Here is a 22,805-nt window from a genome sequence, read left to right as displayed (position 1 = left end):
CCATGCCCAAGGCTGAAACATGGCAGCCCCGGGCATGGCGCCGGACGGGTCAAGCCATGCCCTGCGCATTCACATAGACGGAATAGAGCGAGCGGCTGGCGGCCATGAACAGCCGGTTCCGGTGCCGCCCGCCAAAGCACAGGTTGGCGCAGCGTTCCGGCAGGTGGATATGCCCGATCGGCTCGCCGGCCGGGTTGAACACCCGCACCCCGTCCAGCCCGGCGCCCATGCCCCAGCCGCACCACAGGTTGCCGGCGGTATCGACGCGGAAGCCATCGGGCGATTCACCGACCGCGCCCTGGATGAACACGCGCGGCGACCCCAGGCGCTTGCCCTCGATCACGTCGAAGGCCAGCAGGCGGCGCGGCTGGGCGCGGCTTTCGACCAGGTAGAGGGTTTCCTCATCCGGGCTGAAGGCCAGGCCATTCGGCCCGGCGATGCCATCGGCCACCAGGGTGATCGCGCGGGTCGTGCCATCCACGCGATAGACGCCGTGCGGCAGTTCGGGCTCGGCCGCCTCGCCCTCGTAGTTCGACAGGATGCCGAAGGGCGGGTCGGTGAACCAGACGCTGCCGTCCGACTTCACCACCACGTCGTTCGGGCTGTTGAACCGCTTGCCGTCGAAGCGCGCGGCGACGACCGTGACCCGCCCGTCGTGTTCGGTGCGGACCACACGGCGCCCGCCGTGTTCGCAGGTGATCAGCCGGCCCTGGCGGTCGACGGTATTGCCGTTGGCGTAGCCGGAAGGCTTGCGGAAGACCGAGACGGTGCCGCCCTCTTCCTCCCACCGCAGCATCCGGTTGTTGGGGATGTCGGACCAGATCAGCGAGCGATGGCCGCCGAACCAGGCCGGCCCTTCACCCCAGGCGCCGCCGGTCCACAGCCGCTCCACCGGGGCATTCATCAACTGCATGGGTGCGAAGGAGGGGTGCAGGATCTCGAAGGCGGAATCGGGGTAGCGGGCAGAGGGCACGAAGGGCGGCGCGTCGGGCATATTTGGATCTCCTTTCATACAGCCTGCAACAGGTCGCGCGGGCGCGCCACCGTGGGCGACGATCCTGCTTGCGTCGGACCGGGGTGCGACACCATGTTTCGTCAAAATGTTCAGGGAGGATCCGATGCGCCGTCGTAGCCTGCTGGCCCTGTCGGGGGCCATCCTTGCCAGCCCTGCCGCGTTCCCGCGCCGCGCGGCGGCAACCACGCCGCCTGGCTACCGCGTCACCTATTTCGATGCGACCACCCCCGGCAGCGGGCGCGTCGGGTCGCGCGACGTGACCGCGGCCGGCGATGGGACGTTCTGGTTCTGCGGCCAGCGCAACGGCACGCTGAACCGGCTGGACCCCGCGAGCGGCGCGATCCGCGTGGTGGCGCTTGGCCAAGGCGGGGCGCCGCATGGCGTGATCCGCGGGCCGGATGGCGCCGCCTGGGTGACCTACGGCGGCCAGAATGCCATCGCCCGCGTCGATCCGGCCGATCATCGCGTCATGCTCTGGCGCCTGCCGGAGCGTTTTGCCAACGGCAATTTGAACACCGGCGTGTTCGACGACCGCGGCGTCTACTGGTTCACCGGCCAGAACGGGATCTACGGCCGCTTCGACCCCCGCGCGGAAAAGATGGATGTGTGGGAGGCCCCGCGTGGCCGTGGCCCCTATGGCATCACCCGCACGCCGCAGGGCGGCATCTGGTACGTGTCGCTGGCCGGCAACCACTTGGCGCAGATCGAGGACCTGGACAGCGGACGCGTCCGCATCGTCGAACCGCCGACCCCGAACCAGGGCGCGCGCCGCGTCTGGACCGACAGCCAGGGCCGGCTGTGGATCAGCGAATGGAACAGCGGCAACGTGTCCATGCATGACCCGCGCGACCGGTCGTGGAAGGCCTGGCGCCTGCCTGGCGAAAGGCCGCGTGCCTATTCCGTCTGGGTGGATTCCACCGACAAGGTGTGGCTGACCGATTTCCCGGCCAATGCCATCGTGCGTTTCGACCCCACGACGGAGGCGTTCCAGAGCTTTCCCTCCGACCGCGCCAACGCCAACGTCCGCCAGATGGACGGCGTCCCGGGCCAGGCCTGGGGTGGGGAAAGCGGCACGGACCGGATCGTGCGGATCGAATACGGGCTTTGAGGGCGCTGGTCGCGGCGGCCCTGCTGGCCGCGATCCCCGCCGCGGCGGCGGAGCGGGGCCAGGCGATCTTTGAAGCGCGTTGCGCCGCCTGTCACGCGGCGGATCGCGCGGCCCCGCCGGGTGCGGGACCGAACCTGGCGGGGTTGATCGGGCGCCGGGTCGGTGGCGATCCGCGCTTCGATTATTCGTCGGTGTTGGCAAGCGCCGGCCAGGTCTGGTCCGGGCCCCTGCTCGACCGGTTCCTGGCCGACCCGGAGGAGATGTTCCCGGGCCTGTGGATGGGCGGCAACGGGCTGCGCGACGCGGATGACCGCGCGGCGGTGGTGCGATTCCTGGCGGGCACCCATTGATTTTTGCTGCGACTGCGAAAAGCAGTTGTTCCGACCGACACCTTCCATGCAAACTTCGTTGATCCGCACACTGAAGACGGACTGGGGAACGCCCGCCAACGCCACCCGAAGCGCGAAAAGGTGTCGCCATGCTCGACAGCCCGTTGGTCAACCTCTTCAGTCATAACAAGCCGGGCGACACGCCCTGGCGCAAGGATGGCTTGCGCGAGTTCTTCCTGTACCGCGACCTGGGCATCAAGGATGCCACGGGCGGGCGGGTGATCGCGCATCTGGTCAAGGCCAATCCCGATGCTCCGCCGGTGCATGGCACCGGCTGGCACCAGCACATCGCGGAATTCCAGATCGTGCTGATGACCAAGGGCTGGGCCAAGTTCATGTACGAGGACCAGGTGACCCTGGTCGAAGCCGGTGACTGCGTGCACCAGCGGCCGGGGATCAGCCACTACCTGTTCGACTACTCGCCGGACATGGAATACCTAGAAATCGTGTCGCCAGCCGATTTCGGAACAGAGGACGTGACGCCAGTGTGCGACGTGCCGCCACCGACGCCCTGGCCGAAGTAACGCATTGGGGGTTGAGGGGATTTTTGGGGTGGCGCTTTGAAAGGGGCTTTGCCCCTCTCAAACTCTCCCCACCAAGGGGCCGTAGCCCCTTGGAACCCACGGCGTTTGGCAAGAGAAAGAGAGGGGCATGGTGCGCCCTTGGCCAAGGGCGTTTCAGCGACGCCCCTCTCTTTCTCTTGCCAATACATCGCGGCGGTCCAGGGGCCACGGCCCCTGGTGGGGGAGGTCAGGAGGGGGTGTTCAGACCGGAGAGATGCTTGACGGGTGTTCGGAGACATCCCTGACGGGTCCGATTATCGTTTCTGGCCCGGTGATGTCCACCTCACCCAGCCTGAAGCGCATGAAGTGCAGGCTCAGCACGCCATCCCGCCCCGTCGCACGCAGCGCGATGTCCAGCCCGGCGAAGGCCTGCGACAGCCCGACCATCCTGCCATGCAGCTTGAAGCAGCCATTCGGCCGCACCCGGCGCACCAGGTCGGTCTGGTAGTAGTCGGGCGTCGGCAGCACCTCGGGAAAGCCCTGGCTGCTGGGCCGGTAGCGGCTCGCCGGCACGTCCATGCCCAGCGCCTCATGCGGGCGCTGTTCGTTGTAGACTGGCCGCCAGGCGTTGAACGCCGCCTGGCAGTCGTCCAGGTCGGCGAAGCGCCGGCCCTGCAGCACCTCCACATCCAGCGTGCGGTGGAACCGCTCGTCCTTGCCTTGGGTCTGCGGATGCCGCGGCCGCCCATGCAGGGTCGCCACGCCCAGCCGCATCAGCCAGACCTCGAAGGCGCTGCGCTGCACCGCCAGCCTGCCGGTATGGCCCGTGGCGCCCCAGGGTGAGCCATTGTCGCACAGGATGGCGCCGGGCAGGCCATAGCGGCGGAACAGCGCGGTCAGCCGACCCTGGACCTCGATCAGCGTCTCGCCAGCACAGGCGGCGATGCCCAGGGCGTAGCGCGAATGGTCGTCCAGCACGGTCAGCGGGTGGCAGCGCCGGCTGCCGGCCGGGATGTGGCCCTTGAAGTCCATCTGCCACAGCTCGTTCGGGGCTGGGCGTTCAAAGCGGGTCAGGGCGCGATGCCGCTCGGCCTTGATCGGGTCGATCTGGCCGGCACGGCGCAGCACCTGCGTCACCGTCGATGGCGCCGGCACCCCCTCCACGCCCAGGTCGCGCAGCCGCCGCGCCAGCTTGCGCCCGCCCCAGCGCGGGTGCGCCGCGCGCAGGGCAAGCAGCTGCGCCTCGATCTCGGGCGCCACCCGCCTGGGGCTGTCGTGCGGCCGGCGCGAGCGCTCCACGAGGCCCGCATCGCCAACCTCGCGGTGACGCCGCAACAGGGTGAAACCGCTCTGCCGGCTGATGCCAAAGCGACGGCATAACGCCGCCACGCTGACATCGCCGACGCTGGCCAGACGGACGAACTCCCGACGGGTGTCGATCACAGATAACGCCTTCCAGGGCATCGTCCCTCTCCCGAGAAACCAAGCCCAAAAGCGTCAAGCATGTCTCCGAACAGGCGTCAGGGATGTCTCCGGTCTGAACAAGGGGGCGAAGCCCCCTCCACGGCGCAACCTCCCATAGTCCAGCAACCACCTACGGCAGCACCACGATGGTCACGGCCCGGCGCGCCACAGCGGCCGCGGCGCTTCGGCTGAAGGCGGGGTTGCGCGCTTCGGCCCGGATGCGGTCGCGTTCGATGCCGCCTTCGGCCGACAGCGCCTGCGCCACGGCGCGGGCGCGGCGGGCGGCCAGTTGGGTGCCGGTCGTCTGGCCGCCTTCCTGCCGCGCATGGCCCAGCACGCAGATGTTCCGCGCGGGGTCTTCGCGCGCCAGTGCCACCACCGCGGCCAAAGGCGTGCGCAAGGACTCGGCGGTGGGTTCGGGGCGGCCGTTGCGGAACGGCACCTCGAAGACATCATCCTCCAACCGCTCCGCCCCGATGCAGGAGAAGCTGCGCACCTGCGCCATGGCGGGCGCGGCCGCCAATAGTCCGAACAGCAGTCCGGGTATCAGATGTTTCATGATCATGGTGCAGCCAGAACGCCGGCGGCGGCCAAGCGTTGCAGCAGCGTGCCCGCCTGCACGCCGGGATGCGCCCGGCCCAATTCGGCCTCGGTCGCGTCGTTGCGGCCGGTGAGCCAGGCGACCGCCTCGGCTTCGGGCGCGGTCAGCGGCAGGGTGCCGCTGGCGGTCTTCAGCACCAGCTCGGCGCCGCGTCGCACCGGCTTGGCCCCCGGTGCCAGCACACGCCAGGCCGGGGCATCGTCGCCGCCATCGGCGGTATCCTGCGCAATCCCGCGTGCGGCCAGCAGGTCGTTGCCGCCGCGCTGGAAGCGGTAGCCGCCGACGAACCCCGCCAGCGCCTCCATCACCTTCGGCTCGCGGGCGAATTCGGCCAGTTTCTGGCCCAGCAACCCCGCCCGGCTGGTCAGCGCGAACTTGGCTGCCGCCGTGCCGTCCTGCCGCGGCAGGGGTTGGCGGAACAGGCTTTCGTGCAAGGCGCGCTCCAGCAGGATGTTCAGCGCATCCATGCCGAGCGGCGCATGCACGCCATAGGCGATGTGGACGCTGGCCGGCGCCTCGGCCAGGGCATCATGATACCAGCCGCGTGGCAGATAGAGCAGGTCGCCCGGCTTCATCAGCACCTTTTCGCGCAAGCGGCCCTTGGCCTGTTCGTGATGCGCCTGGGGCTGGCCGCGAAAGGCGGGGTGCGGGATCGGGTAGTCGGCGCGGCCTTCCCAGATGTTCCAGGACTTCTCGCCCTCGACCTGCACGGCCCAGACGTCATGGGTGTCGTAATGTGCGTGGAACGCCTTGTGCGATTGCCAGGAGATATAGACGTTCGCCTGGGCCTTGCCGAAGCCGGCTGCCTCGATCGCTTCCGACACACCGGCCAGGCCTGGGGTCAGGCTGTCCACGTCGTTCATCACGACGCTGGCGCCGCGCCCGACCCATTGGCGCACCAGCGCCGCGTCCGGCTGCATCACCTGCATGCCATCCCGACCCACCTGGCGCGTGCAGAACTGTTCGGCCGGCAGGGTCTGGCTGTCCATCACCAGCTTCAGGCTGGTGGCGGACCAGATATGCGTCATGTCCAGCAGGCGGTTGATCTGCCGCCAGGACAGGACATGGGCGAACTTGGCCAGGCCGCCCACCACGTGCAGCGGGGCCTTGTCGTAATGCTCGGCCATGAAGGTTTCGGCGGTGACCGGCGCCAGCAGGGCGTCGAGGTCGCGGATCATGTCGCGGTCTCCGGTTCGAACAGGGCGCGGATGGCGGCGGGGTCCACCGCGTCGACGGTCGCGGGCGTCCAGCGCGGCGCATTGTCCTTGTCCACCAGCACCGCGCGCACGCCTTCGATGAAGTCGGGGTGGATCGTGATGCGTCGGGTCAGGGCGCGTTCCATCGTCAGGCATGATGCCAGATCCAGCCCCGCGCCGCGCGTCAGAAGTTCATGCGTGACGCAGAGGCTGGTCGGCGACATGCGGTCCAGGATGGCGATCTGCGCCCGCGCCCAGTCGGTGCCTTCGGCGGCGAGCGCCGCCAGCACGGCCGGGACGTCTTCCTGCCCGAAGCAGCGGTCGATCGCGGGCCGCAGGGCCGCGATCGGCCCCGTTGGGCTGACGGCGGCGCGGTCGATCGCCGCCAGGTCGCCGGCCACCAGCGCTTCCCGCAGCCCAGGCAGGGCGTCGCGCGGCACGAAATGGGTCGCAAGCCCGGCCTCGACCGCCGCCGCCCCCTGCAACCGCGCGCCCGTCAGCGCGAGCCACATGCCCAGGGCGCCATGCAGCCGCGGCAGGGTGAAGGAGGTGCCTACATCTGGGAACAGCCCGATCCCGGTTTCCGGCATCGCCAGCATCGCGTGTTCGGTGACGATGCGATGGCTGCCATGGACCGACACGCCGATGCCGCCGCCCATGCACACGCCATCGATCAGGCTGACCCAGGGTTTGGGGAAGTCCGCGATGGCCCGGTTCAGCGCGTATTCATCGCCGAAGAAGGTGTCGATGGTCGCCATGTCGCGGGCCACCGCCGCCGCGCGGATCGCCCGCACATCGCCGCCGGCGCAGAAGGCGCGGCCACCGGCGCCCTCAAGCAGCACCAGCGCCACGCGGGGATCGTCGCGCCCGGCGGCCAGTGCTGCGCTGAGCGCCAGGATCATGCCGTGGTCCAGCGCATTCAGCGCCTTGGGGCGGTTCATCAGGATGGCGCGGGCCGCGCCCTGTTGGGTCGCGGTCACGGTCGGCTCGGTCATGCCGTTTGTTCCTGCCAGGATGGTGTTGCGCTAACCCGCCCCGCCCGCCGCGTCCAGCGGCGGCGCGCCCGCGGCCGTTTCGTGGCATTCGGCAACGATGCGTCCACAATGGTTTCATCGCGTCGAACGGGGCGGATTTGCCATGGTTTCGCCGCGGATGCGGCCTATGTCCCGGCACGTCACGGAAAAGGTCAGATCGCGACATGCTGCGCCGCCGCCAGCTTATGTCACTCATCCCTGGTGGTGTTCTGCCGGGCGTCTTGCTGCCCGCCATCACCGCGCAGGCGCAGCCCGGGCGCGACCTGGTCATCGCCACGACCGGCGGCGCCTGGCAGGACGCGCTGCGCGAGGCGCTGTTCCGACCCTTCCAGGCCACGACCGGGGTCCGCGTGCTGGAGGAGACGCGCGAGGGCGGCATCGCCGAACTGCGCGCCCGCGCCAATGGCGGCGGCTGGGATGTCGTGCTGGTCGAGGGCGATGAATTGCTGATCGGCGTGGCCGAGGGCCTGTTCTCGCCGCTGAACTGGACCGCCATCGCCAACCCGGACACGCTGGCGCCGGACGCCGTGCATCCCTACGGCCTGGGGGCCGCGCGCCGTGCACTGGTGCTCGGCTACGACCCGGCCGCCTTGACCGGCGTGCCGGAAGGCTGGGCCGATCTGTTCGACCTGACGCGGTTTCCCGGACCGCGCGCGCTGCGCCGGGGCCCGCGCTGCACGCTGGAAGTGGCGCTGCTGGCCGATGGCGTGGCGCCGGAGGCGCTGTATGCGACGCTCGGCACCGAGGAGGGCGTGGTGCGTGCCTTCCGCCTGCTGACCTTGATCCGGCGCGACGTGCGCTGGTGGGATACGAGCAGCCTGCCGGGCCAGTGGCTGGCGCGGGGTGAGGTCGGCATGGCCGCCGCCTTCAACGGCCGCATCACCGCGGCCGGGCGTGCGGCGAACAAACCGCTGGGCATCGCCTGGGACAAGGCGCTGACGACGTTGTATTCCTGGGTCCTGCCGGCCACGAGGGCCAGCGGCGGCAACCAGGACGACCGGCCCCTTGCCTTTCTGCGCCTGGCGGCCGAGGCCGGGCCGCAGGCGGCGCTGGCGACCCGCATCCCCTTCACGCCCACGGCGATCGGGGCCCCGGCCCTGATGACGCCGGCGGCGCTGGCCGAACTGCCATCGGCCCATGCGGATACGAGCCTGTCGCTGAACGAGGCTTTTTGGGCCGCGAACGAGGGAAGGCTGGAGCGGCGCTTCGACCTGTGGCTGGCCGATACCTAGAGCGTGATGGCCGTAGGCGCGAATGCGCCGCAGGGCTGAATCACGCGACAAAACAACAAGCTAGACCGCGATGCGTGAGCGAATGCGAACGCATCGCGGTCTGGTGTCCCGCCTCTGAAATTCGCCGCGAAGAGCGACGAACTTCGGAGGCAGGACCCTTGGCCATTTTCTGTTCGCAAGGGCGCACGTCGAACGGCCTGGCAGGCTGCTGAAGAACGTTCATTGATGGGCTTGGCCGGCGCCCGTGGGGTAGCGAATGCGTGCTGTCCGTCGCCACCGCGACGGTTCAGGCGGGGTGTCCCAGCCGTTTGAGTAGCCGGATCAGGATGTAGGCGGTGACGGCCAACGAAAACACCGCCCCCACCCACCCGATCCCGCGGTGCCTGGCCTGGCGGAGTGCCTGATCCAGCCGAAGACCTCCTCGATCCGCTTGCTGGCTGGCCAGGTAGCCATGGGTTCGGGTCAAGGCCTCCGGCACGCGCCTCCACAGCCAAAGGCCCGGGACAGCGGATCACGTCGGCACACATACAGCGATGGGTTTTTCGCAGCCTGCTGGAGCGTATTTGAGACGGGATTCCGGCTGACCAACAACCGCATGCTGGTCCGCGACTTCGGGCAGCGAACCGGCGTGCCAACGCAGTCTTGACCTTCATGGAAAGGTTCAGCCATCTGGCTTCGACGCCAGAGGGACCCAGATGCAAGCCAGGCTTTCCGCATTTCTCGCATCTGTTGTTTTGCTCGGCCTCGCCAGCCCGGCGCAGGCCCAGCGCCGCGACGAGGAGGTTGGCCGCATCGGCAATGTGGCGATCTTCCGCGTCTTCGAAGGCGCCCGCTTCGACCGCTGCTTCGGCCTGCTTCCGGGCAGGCTGGGCGGCGCACGGATCTTCTGGGCGGTGGGGCGCGAATACACTCTGACGGTGAACGGCGTGAATCCGCCCGGCGACAAGCCGGTCAACATCCGCACGCCGGGCGGCCCGATCAACGCCCGTGGCCGCACCGACGGCGGCCAGGGTCGCACCATCATCCCGCTCAATGGCCAGCAGGTCGAGCGCCTGATACAGGTGCGCGGCAACCTCGAGGTCACCGTGGAGGGGACGACCTTCCCCTACCCGTTGCAGGGCGTGACGATGCAACAGGTGTTCCAGCGCATCGAGGACTGCGCGATGCGCAACAACCGGTAGCGCGGAGAGCGTTGGTCGCGGCTCAGGCGTGACGCGGCGCTTCTGAAACACGCCCTCGGGAGTCTGCCGCAGGCGCCATGTATCCAAGGAAATGTCGCCCACGCGACAAGAGCCCTTTGGCAAAGCCCAGTTCAGGCCGCGGTCCACTCGGAACGGGTCGCGCGTAAGCGCGACGCTGCCACCGCGCGGATCCGACGCGGCGGGCGCGATGCCGGGACACGCGCCTCGGCACTGACGTCGCTGAACTAGGCGCCCGCCCCCGGCTGATCCGATCCACACCTCCACAGCCAAAGGCCAGGGACAGCGAATCACGCCAGCACCTTGCTAAGCCACCGCCGCCACTCCCGCCTCCTCAAGCAGCCAGTCGCGAAACGCCAAAGCCTCCGGCCGCGGCACGCCGGGCGGCAGCATCAGCCAATAGTGTTCGCCGGTCGGCGCGGCCCCCGTCGCGAGCGGCGACAGGCGGCGGCGGCGTACGTCATCGGCCACCATCGCCGGGCCGCAGATCACGGCGCCCAGCCCCTCCAGCGCGCCCTGGATCGCGAGTGACGTGCTTTCGAACAGCAAGGGCACGGCCGGCAGCCCGGCCCGGCCCTGGGCCGCGAACCAGATCGACCAATCCGCCGGGCGGATGCGGCTGCCGAGCAGCGACAGCCCGGCCAGGGGCTCCGCGCCCCCCCGTTGCCGCCGCGCCAGGGCCGGGGTGGCGTAGGGGGCGATATGCAGCGGGTTCAGCCGCAGCGCCCCCGGCGCCGGCGCCCGGCCGCTGGGCGCCGAGCGGATCGCCGCATCCAGCGCATCCCGCGCGAAATCGACGTCGTTGGAGGTCGAGGCGAGGACCTCCACCTCCAGCCCATCATGCAATGCGCGGAATTTTGGCAGGCGCGGGATCAGCCAGCGTAGGGCGAGCGTGTTGTAGGCGCGGATGCGCAAGGGGGCGGCGACACGGCCGCCGAGGGCGGCGGTGGCGGCCTCGATACGCGCGAAAGCTTCGGCCAGGGCGGCGGCGTATTGCGCGCCCGCTTCGGTCAGGCGCAGCGCATTGGCGCCGCGATGCACCAGGCGCAGGCCAAGCGTCTCCTCCAACTCGCGCAGGCGGCGGCTGACGGCGGGCTGGGTGACGTTCAGCCGCGCGGCGGCGGCGGTCAGGCTGCCGGTTTCCGCGACCAGGGCGAAGGCGCGCAGGGCGGCGAGCGGCGGCAGGGGGTTGTCCATCAATCCAGCATAACCCTGCCTTGGGGTGGGGCAAGGATTATGGCCTCGCGCGGGCGCGCGTTCCGCCACAAGACGGATCCCAAGAACCCCGGGAGAAAACATGTTTCGTCGTGACACCCTGCTGGCCGTGCCATTCCTGGCCGCCGCCGCCCTTTCCTCGCGCCGAGGCTTCGCGCAGGCCGCGTTCCCGAACCGGCCGATCCGGCTGATCATCCCCTTCACCCCCGGCGGCAGCAACGACGTGGTGGGCCGCCTGCTGGCCGATGGCATGGCGGCGCGGCTGGGCCAGTCGGTCGTGGTGGAAAACCGTGGCGGCGCGGGTGGCGTGCTCGGCAATGACGTGGTCGCCAAGGCGGCGCCGGATGGGCACACCGTGCTGCTGGCGGGCAGCGGGTCGTTCATCATCTCCGGCCTGGTGCAGCAGCGCCTGCCCTACGACATGCAGACCGGCTTCGCACCGATCGGCTTCATCGGCGCGTCGCCGAATGTCATCACCACCGCGCCGCGACTGAACGTCGGCAGCCTTGCGGAATTGCAGGCCGTGGCCCGCGTGGCCAATCCGCCGCTGACCTATGGCACGCCGGGCGTCGGCACCAATGGGCATGCGCTGGGGGCGATGATCGGCGTCGAACTGGGCGTCCCGCTGGAACCGATCCACTACCGTGGCACCGGCCCGGCGTTGAACGACATTCTGGGTGGGCGGCTGGACATCCTGACCAACGCGGCCGCGCCGCTGCAGCCGCATATCGCCGCCGGAACGCTGCGGGCCATCGCCATCGCCGGCCCGCGTCGCAGCCCTGCCTTGCCTGATGTCGCGAGTTCCGCCGAACAGGGCTTTCCGGGCCTGGATTCCGCGACCTGGTACGCGCTGTTGGCGACCGGCGGCACGCCGCCCGACCGCATCGCCATCCTCCACGCGGCGCTGAACGCGACCCTGGTCGACCCCGAGATTCTGCGCCGCCTGACCGAGGGTGGCGTGGAGGTCGAATCCAGCGCCTCGCCACAGGCGCTTGGCGAATTCATGGAGACCGACCGCGCACGCTGGGCCGCCGTGGTGCGCCGCGCGAACCTGCGCGCGGAATGACCTGTTTCAACCAAGAAAGACCAGCGTCATGACCGAACCTGCCCCGGCCATCCATCTGTCCGTCGACGATGGGATCGCCACCCTGTTGCTCGACCGCCCCGACGTCCGCAACGCAATCGACGACGCCATGCGGGCGCAGATGATCGCGGCCCTGGAACGGGTCGCGGCGGATGACGCGATCCGCGCGCTGGTGATCTCCGGCCGTGGCAGCGCCTTCTGCGCCGGCGGCGACATTCGCGGCATGCGCGCGCGGCTGGATGCACCCGCCGACCAGGTTGCGGTGAATGGCTGGAAGCGGCAGCAGAATACGCATCGCGCCGTGTCGCTGCTGCATGCGATGGGCAAGCCGACGATCGCCGCGGTAAATGGTGCGGCGGCCGGGCTCGGCTGCGACATCGCGCTGTGCTGCGACGTCATCATCGCCGCCGAACCCGCGCATTTCACGATGAGCTTCTTGCAGCGCGGCCTGATCCCCGATGGCGGCGGCATGTACTTTTTGCCCCGCCGTGTGGGGCTCGCGCGCGCAAAAGATCTGGTCTTCTCCGGCCGCCGCGTGGGTGCGGCCGAGGCGCTGGCGATCGGCATGGTGGAACGCGTCGCGCCGCTCGAAGACTTGCTGCCGCAGGCGCAGGCCTGGGCGCGTGATCTCAGCACGGGTTCGGCCCCGGCGCTGGCTTTTGCCAAGGCGACGCTGGATCGCAGCCTGGAATCGAGTTTCGAACAGGTGATGGCGATCGGCAGCCAGTCGCAGGCGATCTGCTACACGACAGCGGAACATCGCGCGGCGGTGACGGCCTTCCTCGACAAGGGCGCGCGCAAGTGAGTGCGATCGCACGACTGCTGCGGCCGCGTAGTGTCGCGGTCGTCGGCGCCTCGGCCGACCCCGCGAAGATGACCGGGCGCCCTGTCGGCTACCTGCAACGCCACGGTTTTTCCGGCGAGATCTGGCCGGTCAATCCGCGCGCCCAGAATATCGCGGGGTTGCCGTGCTTCGCGGATGTGGCGGCGCTGCCGGCCGCCCCCGATGTCGCCATCGTGCTGCTGGCGCCGGACCGCGCGACCGAGGCCGTGCGCGCCCTGGCCGCCCGCGGCACAAGCGCTGCCATCGTCCTGGCCAGCGGCTATGGCGAAGCCGGCCCCGATGGCGCCCGGCGCCAGTTGGAATTGCGCGAGGCCGCGGGCGCGATGCGCCTGCTGGGCCCGAATACCATCGGCCTGGTGAACCTGACCGACCGCATCGTGTTGTCGGCGACGGGCGCGCTGGAGGCGGCGGACCTGCCATCGGGCGGTGTCTCCCTCGTGTCGCAGAGCGGCGGCATCCTGGGTGCGTTGCTGTCGCGGGGTGCCGCGCGCGGGATGGGTTTTGCCAAGCTGGTCTCGACCGGCAACGAGGCCGACCTGGACGTCAGCGATTTCGTCGAACACCTGGTCGATGACCCGGCGACCCGCGTTATCGCGCTGTATATGGAGGGGCTGCGCCGTCCCGGCGCCTTTCGCGCGGCGGCGCTGCGGGCGGCAGGCGCGGGCAAGCCGATTGTCGTGTTCAAGGTGGGGCGTTCGGCCTCCGGCGCGCGGGCCGCGGTGTCGCATACCGGCGCGCTGGCCGGGGCGGACCGGATGTATGACGCGCTGTTCGGCCAGTTGGGCGTGATCCGCGCGACCACCTTCGACGATCTGCTCGACCTGCCGGCGGCGCTGGTGCAGCCGCGCCGGGCGCGCGGGCGGCGGATCGCCATCCTGACCTCGACCGGGGGCGCCGGCGCGCTGCTGGCCGATGCCTTTGGCCTGGCAGGGTTCGAGGTGCCGATGCCGGATGGGGCGACCACGGCGCGGATGGCGGCCCTGCTCGGGTCGGACCCGCAGGAGCCGATTGGCAACCCGGTGGATGTCACCCTGGCGGGGGTGCGGCCGGATGTGTTCAAGGGCGCGATCGAAGCGCTGCTGGAAAGCCCCGAGTATGATGCGCTGGCCGTGGTGGTCGGCAGTTCCGCCCTGGCGCAGCCCGCCATTGCCGCTGGCGCCATCGCCGAGGGCCAGGCGCGCAGCCAAAAACCGATCGTCGCCTATGTCAGTCCGCATGCCCCCGAGATCGTCGCCCTGTTGAACCGGCAGGGGGTCATCGCCCTGACCGCGCCGGAGGCCTGCGCCTCGGTCCTGGCGGTGCTGGCCGCGCCCGCCGCCGCCGTCGTGGCGCCATCGGAACCGGTGGCGCATGACCCGCTTGCGGCGCTGCCGGCCGGTTCGCTGAACGAGGCCGATAGCAAGGCGCTGTTTGCCCGCTTCGGCCTGCCCGTCGTGCAGGAAGGCAGCGCCGCGACGCCGGACGCCGCACAGGCCATCGCCGAGCGCATCGGCGGCGAGTTGGTGCTGAAAATCCTGTCGAACGCCATCCTGCATAAATCCGATGTCGGCGGCGTTCGCGTGGGTGTGCCCGCCGCCGAGATCGCCAGCGCCGCACGCGACATGCTGACGCAGGTGCGGGCGGCCACCGGGATCGAGCCGGAAGGGCTGTTGGTGCAGCAGCGCGTGCGCGGCGGGGTGGAACTCATCCTGGGCCTGATCCGCGATCCGCAGTTGGGAACGGGCGTGTTGCTCGGCATGGGTGGCGTCGCCTCCGAACTGATGGGCGATTCGGTCGTGCGGCTGCTGCCAATCGGCCCGGCCGATGCGGCGGACATGATCCGCACGTTGCGGGGCTATCCGCTGCTGACCGGCTGGCGCGGCGCGCCCGCCTGCGACCTGGCCGCGCTGGAACAGGCCATCCTGTCCTTTGCCCGCATGGGCGAGGCGATCGGGTCGCGCCTGATGGAGGCAGAGATCAACCCGCTGTTCGTGCTGCCCCTGGGGCGGGGCGTGGTGGCGGCCGACGGGTTGGCCGTGCTGTCCTGACCGGGCACTGAACGCGTATCGTCATCGGAGTGTCATGCCGCGCCGCCATGTTTCCATTAAACTGGAAATATGGAATCAGACGACGCCGCCTTCGCCTTCGCTGCCCTCGGGCAGGCCACCCGGCTCGACCTGCTGCGGGCCCTGCTCGATGCCGGCCCGACCGGGCTGGCGGCCGGTGACCTTGCCGCCCGGCTTGGCGTGCCGTCCTCCACCCTGTCCTTTCATCTGCGGGCGCTGGACCAGGCGGGGCTGGTCGCGGCCACCCGCCAGGGGCGCAGCCTGATCTACGCGGCGCGGCTGGCCCGGCTGCGCGGCCTGCTCGCCTTCCTGGCCGATGCCTGCTGCGGCGGGCAACCGGATCGCTGCGGCGACCTGGGCCGGATGCTCGATACCTTCACCCGGGACGACAAGATCATGCCGATGTTCAACGTGCTGTTCCTCTGCACGCATAATTCCGCGCGCTCCATCATGGCCGAGGCCATCCTGACCCGGTTCTTCCCGGGGCGCTTCGCCGCTTTCTCCGCCGGCTCCGAGCCATCGCCCGGCGGCCCGCTGCCGGAGGTCCTGTCGCTGCTCAAGACGCTCGGCCACGATGTGTCGGGGCTGCGGTCCAAATCCTGGAGCGACTTCACCGGCCCGGGCGCCCCGAGAATGGATTTCGTGCTGACGCTTTGCGACACCTTGCAAGGCCAGGCCTGCCCCGACTTCGGCGCCACCACCATCACCGGCGCCTGGCCGCTGCCGGACCCCAAGAAATTCAGCGGCGGCGTCGCGGAGCGTGCGACCCTGTTGAACGAGGTCTATGCCGGGCTGCGCCGCCGGCTCGAAGCCTTCGCCAGCCTGCCCATCGCCTCGTTGGACCGCCTGGCGCTGAAGGCGCGGGTCGACGAACTGGCCGATCCGCACGCGGTCGTCCGCGCATGAGGGTCGGCATCAACGGGTTGGGCCGGATCGGCCGCCTGGCCTTGCGCGCGGCCATGGGGGCCGCCGACCGCCAGCCGGACGACCCGCGCCGCGGCAACCGGCTGGACATCGTCCACCTGAATGAAACCAAGGGCGGTGCCGCCACCTGCGCGCATCTGCTGGAATTCGACAGCGTGCAGGGCCGCTGGCGTGGCGGCATCGCGGCCGAGGGCGAGGCCTTGCGCATCGGCGACCGCCGGATCGGCTTTTCCGACCATGCGCGGCCCGGCGACATTCCCTGGGGCGATTTCGGCGTCGATGTGGTGCTGGATTGCACGGGCAAGTTCTTGACGCCCGAAACGCTGCAAGGGCATCTGGACCGGGGCGCCAGGCGGGTCATCGTCGCGGCCCCGGTCACATTCGACAGCGTGCTGAATGTCGTCGTTGGCGTGAACGAAACGCTCTACGACCCGGCCCGCCACCCCATCGTCACCGCCGCATCCTGCACCACCAACTGCCTCGCCCCAGTGGTGAAGGTGGTGCATGAGGCGATCGGCATCCGGCACGGCCAGATCACCACCATCCACGATCCGACCAACACCAATGCCGTCGTCGATGCCCCGCACAAGGATCTGCGCCGCGCACGATCGGCGATGCTGTCGTTGCAGCCGACGACGACAGGCAGTGCCACCGCCATCGCGTTGATCTATCCCGAATTGAAGGGCCGCCTGAACGGCCATGCGGTACGGGCGCCGGTGCTGAACGCATCGCTGACCGATTGCGTTTTCGAGATGCGGCGCGAAACCTCGGCCGAAGAGGTGAACGCGCTGTTCGCCGCCGCCGCCGCCGGGCCGCTCGCCGGCATTCTGGGCTGCGAAACCCGCCCGCTGGTTTCGGCCGACTACGCGCGCGACACGCGCAGCGCCATCATCGACGCGCCGTCCACGATGGTCACCGACGGCACGATGCTGAAGATCTATGCCTGGTACGACAATGAGATGGCCTACGCCTGCCGCATGGTGGACCTGGCCTGCCACATGGCGCGTGTCGGGCTGTGAACCAGGGCGCCCGCGACTACGCCATCGTCACCGCGGCCTATTGGGGCTTCACGCTCAGCGATGGCGCGTTGCGGATGCTGGTGCTGCTGCATTTCTTTCGGCTGGGCTACAGCCCCTTTACCCTGGCGCTGCTGTTCCTGCTGTATGAGGCCGCCGGCGTCGGCGCCAATCTGGCCGGCGGCTGGCTCGCCACCCGTTTCGGCATCGCGCGCATGCTGGCCGTGGGGCTGTCCACGCAGATCGTCGGGTTCCTGCTTCTTTCGGCCATGTCCCCGGCCTGGGGTGCGACGCTGTCCATCGCCTGGGTGGTGCTGGCGCAGGGGATCTGCGGCATCGCCAAGGACCTGACCAAGACCGCGAGCAAATCCGCGATCAAGCTGACCGCGGGCGATGCCAAGGGGCGGCTGTTCCGCTGGGTCGCCTTCTTCACCGGCAGCAAGAACGCGATGAAGGGTCTTGGCTTCTTCCTTGGTGGCCTGCTGCTGGAGGGGCTGGGGTTTCGTGGCGCCCTCTGGGCCATGGCGGCGTTGCTGGGCGCGATCCTGGTCGCGGTGGTGCTGTCGCTGCCGCCGCTGATGGGCCGCGCCAGGGCATCGGGATCGGCCAGGGAGTTGTTCGCCAGGAACCGGGGCGTGAACCTGCTGGCCGGGGCGCGGGTCTTCCTGTTCGGGGCGCGCGATGTCTGGTTCGTGGTCGGGCTGCCGGTGTTTCTCTATGCCTCGGGTTGGGCCTTCACGACGGTCGGCGGCTTCCTGGCGCTCTGGACCATCGGCTACGGCGCCATCCAGGCGGCCGCACCCGCCCTGGTGCGCCAAAGCGCCGAGGGCTTGTCGGCCGAGGTGCCGGCGGCGCGGGCCTGGTCGCTGGCGCTGGCGCTGGTCCCGGCCGTCATGGCGGCGCTGCTGTTGGCGGGCGTGCCGCGGCCGGACCTTTTCGTGCCGGCCGGGCTGTGCCTGTTCGGCCTGGGGTTTGCCGTCACTTCATCGGTGCATTCCTACCTCGTCCTGGCCTATGCGGGCCATGCGAAGGCGGCGGAGGATGTCGGCTTCTACTACGCCGCCAATGCGGTGGGGCGCTTTGGCGGGACGCTGCTGTCGGGGCTGCTTTACGCCTGGGCGGGGCTTGCGGCCTGCCTGATCGGATCGGCCATGATGCTGGCGGCGTGTTGGGCGCTGACCTTGGCCTTGCCGACCGTGGCCTTGCCGACCGTGACCTTGCCGGGCCGCCGGGCCGCCTGACCCCCACGTCACGCCCCGCGGCACCGCAACATCTGGCCAGGGCAGCATCCCTGGGCTAAAACCGCGCCGCCTGATTGACCAAGGAATGACATGAAGCGCGCACTCATCACCGGCATCACCGGACAGGACGGTGCCTACCTGTCCCAGTTCTTGTTGGGGAAGGGGTACGAGGTCTGGGGGTTCCTGCGTCGCTCCGCGTCGGCCGAAGTCATCGATAGCCGCCTGCGCTGGCTGGGTATCGAGCGTGACATCCGCATGATCGACGGCGACCTGCTGGACCTGTCCGCGATCATCCGCGCCGTGCAGGAATCCAAGCCGCACGAGGTCTACAACCTCGGCGCCCAGTCCTTCGTCAAGACGTCCTGGAACCAGCCGCTGCTGACCGGCATGGCGACCGGCATGGGGGCCGCGAACATGCTGGAGGGCGTGCGCATCGCAGCGCCCGAGGCACGGTTCTACCAGGCCTCCTCCTCCGAGATGTATGGCCTGATCCAGGAACCCATCCAGAGCGAGACGACGCCCTTCTATCCGCGCAGCCCCTATGCGGCGGCCAAGCTCTACGCGCATTGGATGACGGTGAACTACCGGGAATCCTTTGGCCTGCACGCCAGCAGCGGCATCCTGTTCAACCACGAAAGCCCGCTGCGCGGCATCGAATTCGTGACCCGCAAGGTCACCGACGCCGTCGCGCGCATCAAGCTTGGCCTGGCCAGCGAATTGCCGATGGGCAACCTGGACGCCAAGCGCGACTGGGGTCACGCGCGCGACTACGTCAAGGCGATGTGGCTGATGCTGCAGCAGGACAAGGCCGACGACTATGTCGTGGCGACCGGCGTCACGACCACGGTGGGTGAGATGGCGCGGGCCGCCTTCGCCCATGTCGGGCTGAACGCCGAGGACTATATCAAGATCGACCCGGCCTTCCTGCGCCCGGCCGAGGTGGATGTGCTGCACGGCAATGCGACCAAGGCCAAGGAAAAGCTGGGCTGGGTGGCCGAAACCTCGCTGGCCGCGATGATCGCCGAAATGGTCGATGCGGACATCGCCCGCCACAAGAAACGGATAGGCTGAGCGGGGCGGGTCATGACCGCAACCGCCGCGCCGCGGCGCGTCCTGATCACCGGTGCCGGCGGGTTCGTCGGCCACCACCTGCTGCCGGTCCTGCGCCACGCCCTGCCGCAGTCGCGCCTGATCGCGATGCGGCGCGGCGCCGAGGCGATGCCGCATGCGGATGAGGTCGTGGTCGCCGACCTGATGGCGCCGGAAAGCTTGCGGGCGGCGGTGCTGCAGGCGGCGCCGGATGCGGTGCTGCATCTGGCGGCGCAGGCTTCGGTGCCGGCCTCCTTCGCCGATCCGGCGGGGACCTGGCGCATCAACGTGGATGGCACCCTGGCCCTGGCCGATGCGGTGATGGCGCATGCGCCGGCCGCGAGTTTCATCCATGTCTCGACCGCCGAGATCTATGGGCTGACCTACCAATCCGGCGAACCGGTGGACGAGCAGGCGCTGCCGCGCCCCGCCAACCCCTATGCCGCCAGCAAGGCGGCGGCGGATCTGGCGATCGGTGAGATGGCGCTGCGCGGGTTGCACGCGATCCGTCTGCGCCCGGCCAACCAGACCGGGCCGGGGCAATCGGATGGCTATGTGGTCGGCGCCTTTGCCCGCCAGGCGATGCGCATCGCGGCGGGGCTGCAGCCGCCGGTGCTGAAGGTCGGCGCGCTGGATCGCTGGCGCGACTTCCTGGATGTGCGCGACGTCTGCGCCGCCTATGCCGCCGCCCTGGCCGCGGCCCCCGGGCTGGCCCCCGGCATCGCGCTGAACCTGTCGAGCGGCACGGTCAGGCGGGTCGGCGACATCCTGCGCGATGTGCTGCGCCTGGCCGGCGTGGACCCGGTGATCGAGGAAGCGGCTGGCCTGTTGCGCCCGACCGATGTCCGCAGCGCCATCCCCGACGCCACCGCCGCGCGCCAGGCCCTGGGCTGGGCGCCGCAGGTGCCGTGGGAGACGACCCTGACGGACGTGCTGGAGTCGGTGCGGCCCTGACTACATCCCGCCGATGTAGTTCGGCCCGCCGCCGCCTTCGGGCGTGCACCAGTCGATATTCTGGTCCGGGTCCTTGATGTCGCAGGTTTTGCAATGGACGCAGTTCTGCGCGTTGATCACCAGGTGCGGCGTCGGCGTGTCGATGTCCACGGCCTCATAGACCCCGGCCGGGCAGTAGCGGCTTTCGGGGCTGGCGAATTTGGCCCAGTTCACCGTCGACCAGGTTTCGACATTGCGCAGTTTCAGATGCGCCGGCTGGTCTTCCTCGTGGTTGGTGTTCGACAGATACACCGACGACAGGCGGTCGAAGGTCAGCACGCCATCCGGCTTGGGATAGGCGATGCGCGGGCTGTCGGCGGCGGGTTTGGTCGTCGCGTGGTCGGGGTGGTGCGCCAGGGTCCAGGGCGAGTGGCCACGGGTGACATAGGTTTCGAAGGCCGCGTTGACCATGCCGCCCCAGAACCCGAACTTGGCGAAGCCGGGGCGGATGTTGCGGACGCCGTGCAATTCCTTCCACACCCAGGAGTCGCGCAGCGCGATCGGATAGGCCTTCAGCACCGGTGACGCGGTGTCGCCCAGCGCCAGCGCTTCCGCGGCCGCTTCCGCCGCCAGCATCCCGCTCTTCATCGCGGTGTGGGAGCCCTTGATCTTGGCGACGTTCAGGAAGCCGGCGGTGCAGCCGATCAGCACGCCGCCCGGAAAAGCCAGTTCCGGGATCGCCTGCAAGCCGCCCTCGTTCAGCGCGCGGGCGCCATAGGCGATGCGCTTGCCGCCGGCCAGCATCGGGGCGACGGCGGGATGGGTCTTGAAGCGCTGCATTTCCTCAAACGGGGAAATCCAGGGATTGGCGTAGTCCAGCCCGACGACGAAGCCGACGCTGACCAGGTTTTCGCCGAACATGTAGAGCCAGGCACCGCCATAGGTATCCGACGCCAGCGGCCAGCCCACCGAATGCCAGATGAAGCCCGGCTTGTGCTGGTCTTTCGGGATTTCCCACAATTCCTTGACGCCGAGCCCATAGGTCTGCGGCGCGGCATCGGCACGCAGGCCGAAGGTGGTTTCCAGCTTCTTGGTCAGCGAGCCGCGGCAGCCCTCCGCAAAAAGCGTGTATTTGGCGCGCAACTCCATGCCGGGCTGGTAGTTCGGGCCTTCCTCGCCATTCTTGCCGATGCCCATGACGCCGGCGACGACGCCCTGCACGCGGCCATCCTCGATGATCGTCTCCGACGCGGCGAAGCCGGCGTAGATCTCGACGCCCAGCGCCTCGGCCTTGGCACCCAGCCAGCGACAGACATTGCCCAGGCTGACGATGTAATTGCCGTGGTTGTGCATCTGCGGCGGGGTCGGCAGCCGGATGGCGCGGGTGGCGGTCAGGAAGACGAAGCGGTCGTCGCCGGCCGGGGTCGCCAGGGCCGGGGGATCGTCGCGCCAGTCGGGGATCAGTTCGTCCAGCGCGCGGGTTTCCAGCACCGCGCCGGAGAGGATATGGGCGCCGACCTCGCTGCCTTTTTCGACGACGCAGACGGCGGCATCGGGCGCCATCTGCTTCAGGCGGATCGCGGCGGCCAGGCCCGAGGGGCCGGCGCCGACGATCAGCACGTCGAAATCCATGCTTTCGCGGTCTGCCATGTCGGTCCTCTTCTCCCTGCGCAGCAATCTGTCGGCTTGATGTAGCGCCGGGGGGGCGGATGCGAAAGGCGTCCGGCCTTGCCGTCGCCAGTCTTGCCGTCTCTGGTCTTGCGGCCCGATACAGGCGGGATGGACCAGGATGCCACCGCAACCCTTCTTGCCGCGCTGCGCTGCCAGGCGGACTGGGGCGCGGATGAACCGATGGAGCCGACCCCGGCGCCGCTGCGGGACCGCGTGCCGCCAGGTGCCGCGCGTTGGCTCGCGGGGCCGGCGCCGGTGGCCCCGCCGGCGCCGGCCCTGGTCGCGCGCCCGGCCCCCGCCACGCCCGCAGCCGGCTTCGCCCCCGCCCCGGCGGCCGCCGCGAGCCTGGCCGCCGACGCCGGCAGCCTGGAGGCGCTGCGCGCTGCGATCGCGGGTTTCGACGGGTCGGGCCTGCGCGATACCGCGACCAACATGGTGTTCTGCGACGGCAACCCCGACGCCGGGCTGATGCTGATCGGCGAGGCGCCGGGGGCTGATGAGGACCGCGAGGGTCGCCCCTTCGTCGGCCAATCCGGGCGGTTGCTGGACCGGATGCTGGCCTCGGTCGGGCTGCACCGGGCCAATGATTTCTACGTGACCAACATCCTGCCCTGGCGCCCGCCCGGCAATCGGACGCCGACCGATGCCGAGATCGCGCTGTTCCTGCCCTTCGTGCTGCGCCACATCGCGCTGGTGCGGCCGCGCCAGTTGCTGCTGCTGGGCGGCACCGCGGCCAAGGCGCTGTTGCGTGGGCGTGAAGGCATCATGCGCCTACGCGGCCGCTGGCACGAGATCACCGTGGAGGGGCTGGGCCCCGTGCCCGTCTTGCCAACCCTGCACCCGGCGTATCTGTTGCGCAGCCCTGCCGCGAAACGCGAGGGCTGGGCCGACCTGGTCATGCTGCGACGCCGTTTGGATGGCCAGGGGTGAGGGTTATTTTTGTTAAGTATGCCTTACAAGCCGCTGATTCCTTGAGCGCCATCCAAATATACGGGATTCGTC

At 69.6% G+C, this 22,805-nt stretch carries 21 protein-coding genes; 14 read left to right on the top strand and 7 right to left on the bottom strand.

Annotation, left to right across the window (positions count from 1 at the left end; genetic code table 11):
- Positions 1-49: 49 nt before the first annotated feature.
- Positions 50-994: an SMP-30/gluconolactonase/LRE family protein gene (locus ACQW02_RS23950; protein WP_431282427.1), complete on the bottom strand. Its 945-nt coding sequence runs from the start codon at positions 992-994 to the stop codon at positions 50-52.
- Between the two features lie 124 nt (positions 995-1,118).
- Here ACQW02_RS23950 and ACQW02_RS23945 point away from each other — a divergent pair, with 124 nt between their 5' ends.
- The 3 genes from ACQW02_RS23945 to ACQW02_RS23935 all read left to right on the top strand — a co-directional run bounded on the left by ACQW02_RS23945 (position 1,119) and on the right by ACQW02_RS23935 (position 3,036).
- A complete protein-coding gene (locus tag ACQW02_RS23945; protein ID WP_431282426.1) occupies positions 1,119-2,123 on the top strand; it encodes a virginiamycin B lyase family protein in 1,005 nt (334 codons plus the stop codon).
- The gene (locus tag ACQW02_RS23940; RefSeq protein WP_431282425.1) at positions 2,120-2,473 is read left to right on the top strand and encodes a c-type cytochrome; all 354 of its coding nucleotides are present in this window, start codon (positions 2,120-2,122) and stop codon (positions 2,471-2,473) included. Before ACQW02_RS23945 ends, ACQW02_RS23940 begins: the two co-directional genes overlap by 4 nt.
- Before the next feature lie 128 nt (positions 2,474-2,601).
- Positions 2,602-3,036: a cupin domain-containing protein gene (locus tag ACQW02_RS23935; protein WP_431282424.1), complete on the top strand. Its 435-nt coding sequence runs from the start codon at positions 2,602-2,604 to the stop codon at positions 3,034-3,036.
- 240 nt (positions 3,037-3,276) lie between these two features.
- Here the strand turns inward: ACQW02_RS23935 and ACQW02_RS23930 are convergent, their stop codons facing one another.
- The 4 genes from ACQW02_RS23930 to ACQW02_RS23915 form a co-directional block, all read right to left on the bottom strand.
- Positions 3,277-4,458 (bottom strand): IS481 family transposase, encoded by a 1,182-nt coding sequence (locus ACQW02_RS23930; protein ID WP_431282423.1) that lies wholly within the window; start codon positions 4,456-4,458, stop codon positions 3,277-3,279.
- A 151-nt stretch (positions 4,459-4,609) separates the two neighbouring features.
- Entirely contained in the window at positions 4,610-5,038 is a 429-nt protein-coding gene (locus ACQW02_RS23925) for an OmpA family protein (RefSeq protein WP_431282422.1), read from the bottom strand.
- A 2-nt stretch (positions 5,039-5,040) separates the two neighbouring features.
- On the bottom strand, positions 5,041-6,258 hold the full coding sequence (locus ACQW02_RS23920) for a cupin domain-containing protein (RefSeq protein WP_431282421.1): 1,218 nt from the start codon (positions 6,256-6,258) through the stop codon (positions 5,041-5,043).
- Positions 6,255-7,271 carry an enoyl-CoA hydratase/isomerase family protein gene (locus ACQW02_RS23915; RefSeq protein WP_431282420.1) on the bottom strand — a complete coding sequence of 339 codons (1,017 nt, stop codon included), beginning with the start codon at positions 7,269-7,271 and terminating at the stop codon, positions 6,255-6,257. The genes ACQW02_RS23920 and ACQW02_RS23915 overlap by 4 nt, the downstream gene beginning before the upstream one ends.
- Positions 7,272-7,474: 203 nt before the next feature.
- Between ACQW02_RS23915 and ACQW02_RS23910 the strand changes: the two genes are divergently transcribed.
- Both ACQW02_RS23910 and ACQW02_RS23905 read left to right on the top strand, forming a co-directional pair.
- Complete coding sequence (locus ACQW02_RS23910) at positions 7,475-8,542, top strand: extracellular solute-binding protein (protein WP_431282419.1); 1,068 nt, start codon at positions 7,475-7,477, stop codon at positions 8,540-8,542.
- Positions 8,543-9,237: 695 nt separating this feature from the next.
- Complete coding sequence (locus ACQW02_RS23905; protein WP_431282418.1) at positions 9,238-9,723, top strand: hypothetical protein; 486 nt, start codon at positions 9,238-9,240, stop codon at positions 9,721-9,723.
- A gap of 324 nt (positions 9,724-10,047) precedes the next feature.
- Here ACQW02_RS23905 and ACQW02_RS23900 read toward each other — a convergent pair whose 3' ends face one another.
- Positions 10,048-10,938, bottom strand: a complete 891-nt coding sequence (locus ACQW02_RS23900; protein ID WP_431282417.1) for a LysR family transcriptional regulator — start codon at positions 10,936-10,938, stop codon at positions 10,048-10,050.
- A 100-nt stretch (positions 10,939-11,038) separates the two neighbouring features.
- Between ACQW02_RS23900 and ACQW02_RS23895 the strand changes: the two genes are divergently transcribed.
- From ACQW02_RS23895 to ACQW02_RS23860, 8 genes are all read left to right on the top strand, one after another.
- On the top strand, positions 11,039-12,022 hold the full coding sequence (locus ACQW02_RS23895; RefSeq protein WP_431282416.1) for a Bug family tripartite tricarboxylate transporter substrate binding protein: 984 nt from the start codon (positions 11,039-11,041) through the stop codon (positions 12,020-12,022).
- 28 nt (positions 12,023-12,050) lie between these two features.
- Entirely contained in the window at positions 12,051-12,845 is a 795-nt protein-coding gene (locus ACQW02_RS23890) for an enoyl-CoA hydratase/isomerase family protein (RefSeq protein WP_431282415.1), read from the top strand.
- Positions 12,842-14,911 carry an acetate--CoA ligase family protein gene (locus ACQW02_RS23885; RefSeq protein ID WP_431282414.1) on the top strand — a complete coding sequence of 690 codons (2,070 nt, stop codon included), beginning with the start codon at positions 12,842-12,844 and terminating at the stop codon, positions 14,909-14,911. Before ACQW02_RS23890 ends, ACQW02_RS23885 begins: the two co-directional genes overlap by 4 nt.
- 69 nt (positions 14,912-14,980) lie before the next feature.
- A complete protein-coding gene (locus ACQW02_RS23880) occupies positions 14,981-15,835 on the top strand; it encodes a metalloregulator ArsR/SmtB family transcription factor (RefSeq protein ID WP_431282413.1) in 855 nt (284 codons plus the stop codon).
- Positions 15,832-16,872, top strand: coding sequence for an ArsJ-associated glyceraldehyde-3-phosphate dehydrogenase (locus ACQW02_RS23875; RefSeq protein ID WP_431282412.1), 1,041 nt, complete (start codon positions 15,832-15,834; stop codon positions 16,870-16,872). The genes ACQW02_RS23880 and ACQW02_RS23875 overlap by 4 nt, the downstream gene beginning before the upstream one ends.
- Positions 16,869-18,110, top strand: a complete 1,242-nt coding sequence (gene arsJ, locus ACQW02_RS23870) for an organoarsenical effux MFS transporter ArsJ (protein ID WP_431282411.1) — start codon at positions 16,869-16,871, stop codon at positions 18,108-18,110. The genes ACQW02_RS23875 and arsJ overlap by 4 nt, the downstream gene beginning before the upstream one ends.
- A 90-nt stretch (positions 18,111-18,200) precedes the next feature.
- A complete protein-coding gene (locus ACQW02_RS23865) occupies positions 18,201-19,181 on the top strand; it encodes a GDP-mannose 4,6-dehydratase (protein WP_431282410.1) in 981 nt (326 codons plus the stop codon).
- 12 nt (positions 19,182-19,193) lie between these two features.
- On the top strand, positions 19,194-20,153 hold the full coding sequence (locus ACQW02_RS23860; protein WP_431282409.1) for an NAD-dependent epimerase/dehydratase family protein: 960 nt from the start codon (positions 19,194-19,196) through the stop codon (positions 20,151-20,153).
- Here ACQW02_RS23860 and ACQW02_RS23855 read toward each other — a convergent pair whose 3' ends face one another.
- Entirely contained in the window at positions 20,154-21,782 is a 1,629-nt protein-coding gene (locus ACQW02_RS23855) for an electron transfer flavoprotein-ubiquinone oxidoreductase (RefSeq protein ID WP_431282408.1), read from the bottom strand.
- Positions 21,783-21,911: 129 nt separating this feature from the next.
- On the opposite strand from ACQW02_RS23855, the gene ACQW02_RS23850 reads away from it, so the two are divergent.
- Positions 21,912-22,733, top strand: a complete 822-nt coding sequence (locus ACQW02_RS23850) for a uracil-DNA glycosylase (RefSeq protein WP_431282407.1) — start codon at positions 21,912-21,914, stop codon at positions 22,731-22,733.
- Positions 22,734-22,805: the final 72 nt, after the last annotated feature.

The sequence above is a fragment of the Humitalea sp. 24SJ18S-53 genome (genome assembly GCF_050632385.1).
Lineage (GTDB): Bacteria > Pseudomonadota > Alphaproteobacteria > Acetobacterales > Acetobacteraceae > Humitalea.
This window is presented reverse-complemented; position numbering and strand designations above follow the sequence as displayed.

Bases quoted from the DNA above. Each gene is read 5' to 3' on its own strand.
- ACQW02_RS23850 (WP_431282407.1), top strand. From the start codon at position 21,912: ATGGACCAGGATGCCACCGCAACCCTTCTTGCCGCGCTGCGCTGCCAG.
- ACQW02_RS23935 (WP_431282424.1), top strand. From the start codon at position 2,602: ATGCTCGACAGCCCGTTGGTCAACCTCTTCAGTCATAACAAGCCGGGC.
- ACQW02_RS23905 (WP_431282418.1), top strand. From the start codon at position 9,238: ATGCAAGCCAGGCTTTCCGCATTTCTCGCATCTGTTGTTTTGCTCGGC.
- ACQW02_RS23895 (WP_431282416.1), top strand. From the start codon at position 11,039: ATGTTTCGTCGTGACACCCTGCTGGCCGTGCCATTCCTGGCCGCCGCC.
- ACQW02_RS23900 (WP_431282417.1), bottom strand. From the start codon at position 10,938: ATGGACAACCCCCTGCCGCCGCTCGCCGCCCTGCGCGCCTTCGCCCTG.
- ACQW02_RS23865 (WP_431282410.1), top strand. From the start codon at position 18,201: ATGAAGCGCGCACTCATCACCGGCATCACCGGACAGGACGGTGCCTAC.
- ACQW02_RS23950 (WP_431282427.1), bottom strand. From the start codon at position 994: ATGCCCGACGCGCCGCCCTTCGTGCCCTCTGCCCGCTACCCCGATTCC.
- ACQW02_RS23875 (WP_431282412.1), top strand. From the start codon at position 15,832: ATGAGGGTCGGCATCAACGGGTTGGGCCGGATCGGCCGCCTGGCCTTG.
- ACQW02_RS23945 (WP_431282426.1), top strand. From the start codon at position 1,119: ATGCGCCGTCGTAGCCTGCTGGCCCTGTCGGGGGCCATCCTTGCCAGC.
- ACQW02_RS23880 (WP_431282413.1), top strand. From the start codon at position 14,981: ATGGAATCAGACGACGCCGCCTTCGCCTTCGCTGCCCTCGGGCAGGCC.
- ACQW02_RS23915 (WP_431282420.1), bottom strand. From the start codon at position 7,271: ATGACCGAGCCGACCGTGACCGCGACCCAACAGGGCGCGGCCCGCGCC.
- ACQW02_RS23860 (WP_431282409.1), top strand. From the start codon at position 19,194: ATGACCGCAACCGCCGCGCCGCGGCGCGTCCTGATCACCGGTGCCGGC.
- ACQW02_RS23890 (WP_431282415.1), top strand. From the start codon at position 12,051: ATGACCGAACCTGCCCCGGCCATCCATCTGTCCGTCGACGATGGGATC.
- ACQW02_RS23925 (WP_431282422.1), bottom strand. From the start codon at position 5,038: ATGAAACATCTGATACCCGGACTGCTGTTCGGACTATTGGCGGCCGCG.
- ACQW02_RS23855 (WP_431282408.1), bottom strand. From the start codon at position 21,782: ATGGCAGACCGCGAAAGCATGGATTTCGACGTGCTGATCGTCGGCGCC.
- ACQW02_RS23910 (WP_431282419.1), top strand. From the start codon at position 7,475: ATGCTGCGCCGCCGCCAGCTTATGTCACTCATCCCTGGTGGTGTTCTG.
- ACQW02_RS23920 (WP_431282421.1), bottom strand. From the start codon at position 6,258: ATGATCCGCGACCTCGACGCCCTGCTGGCGCCGGTCACCGCCGAAACC.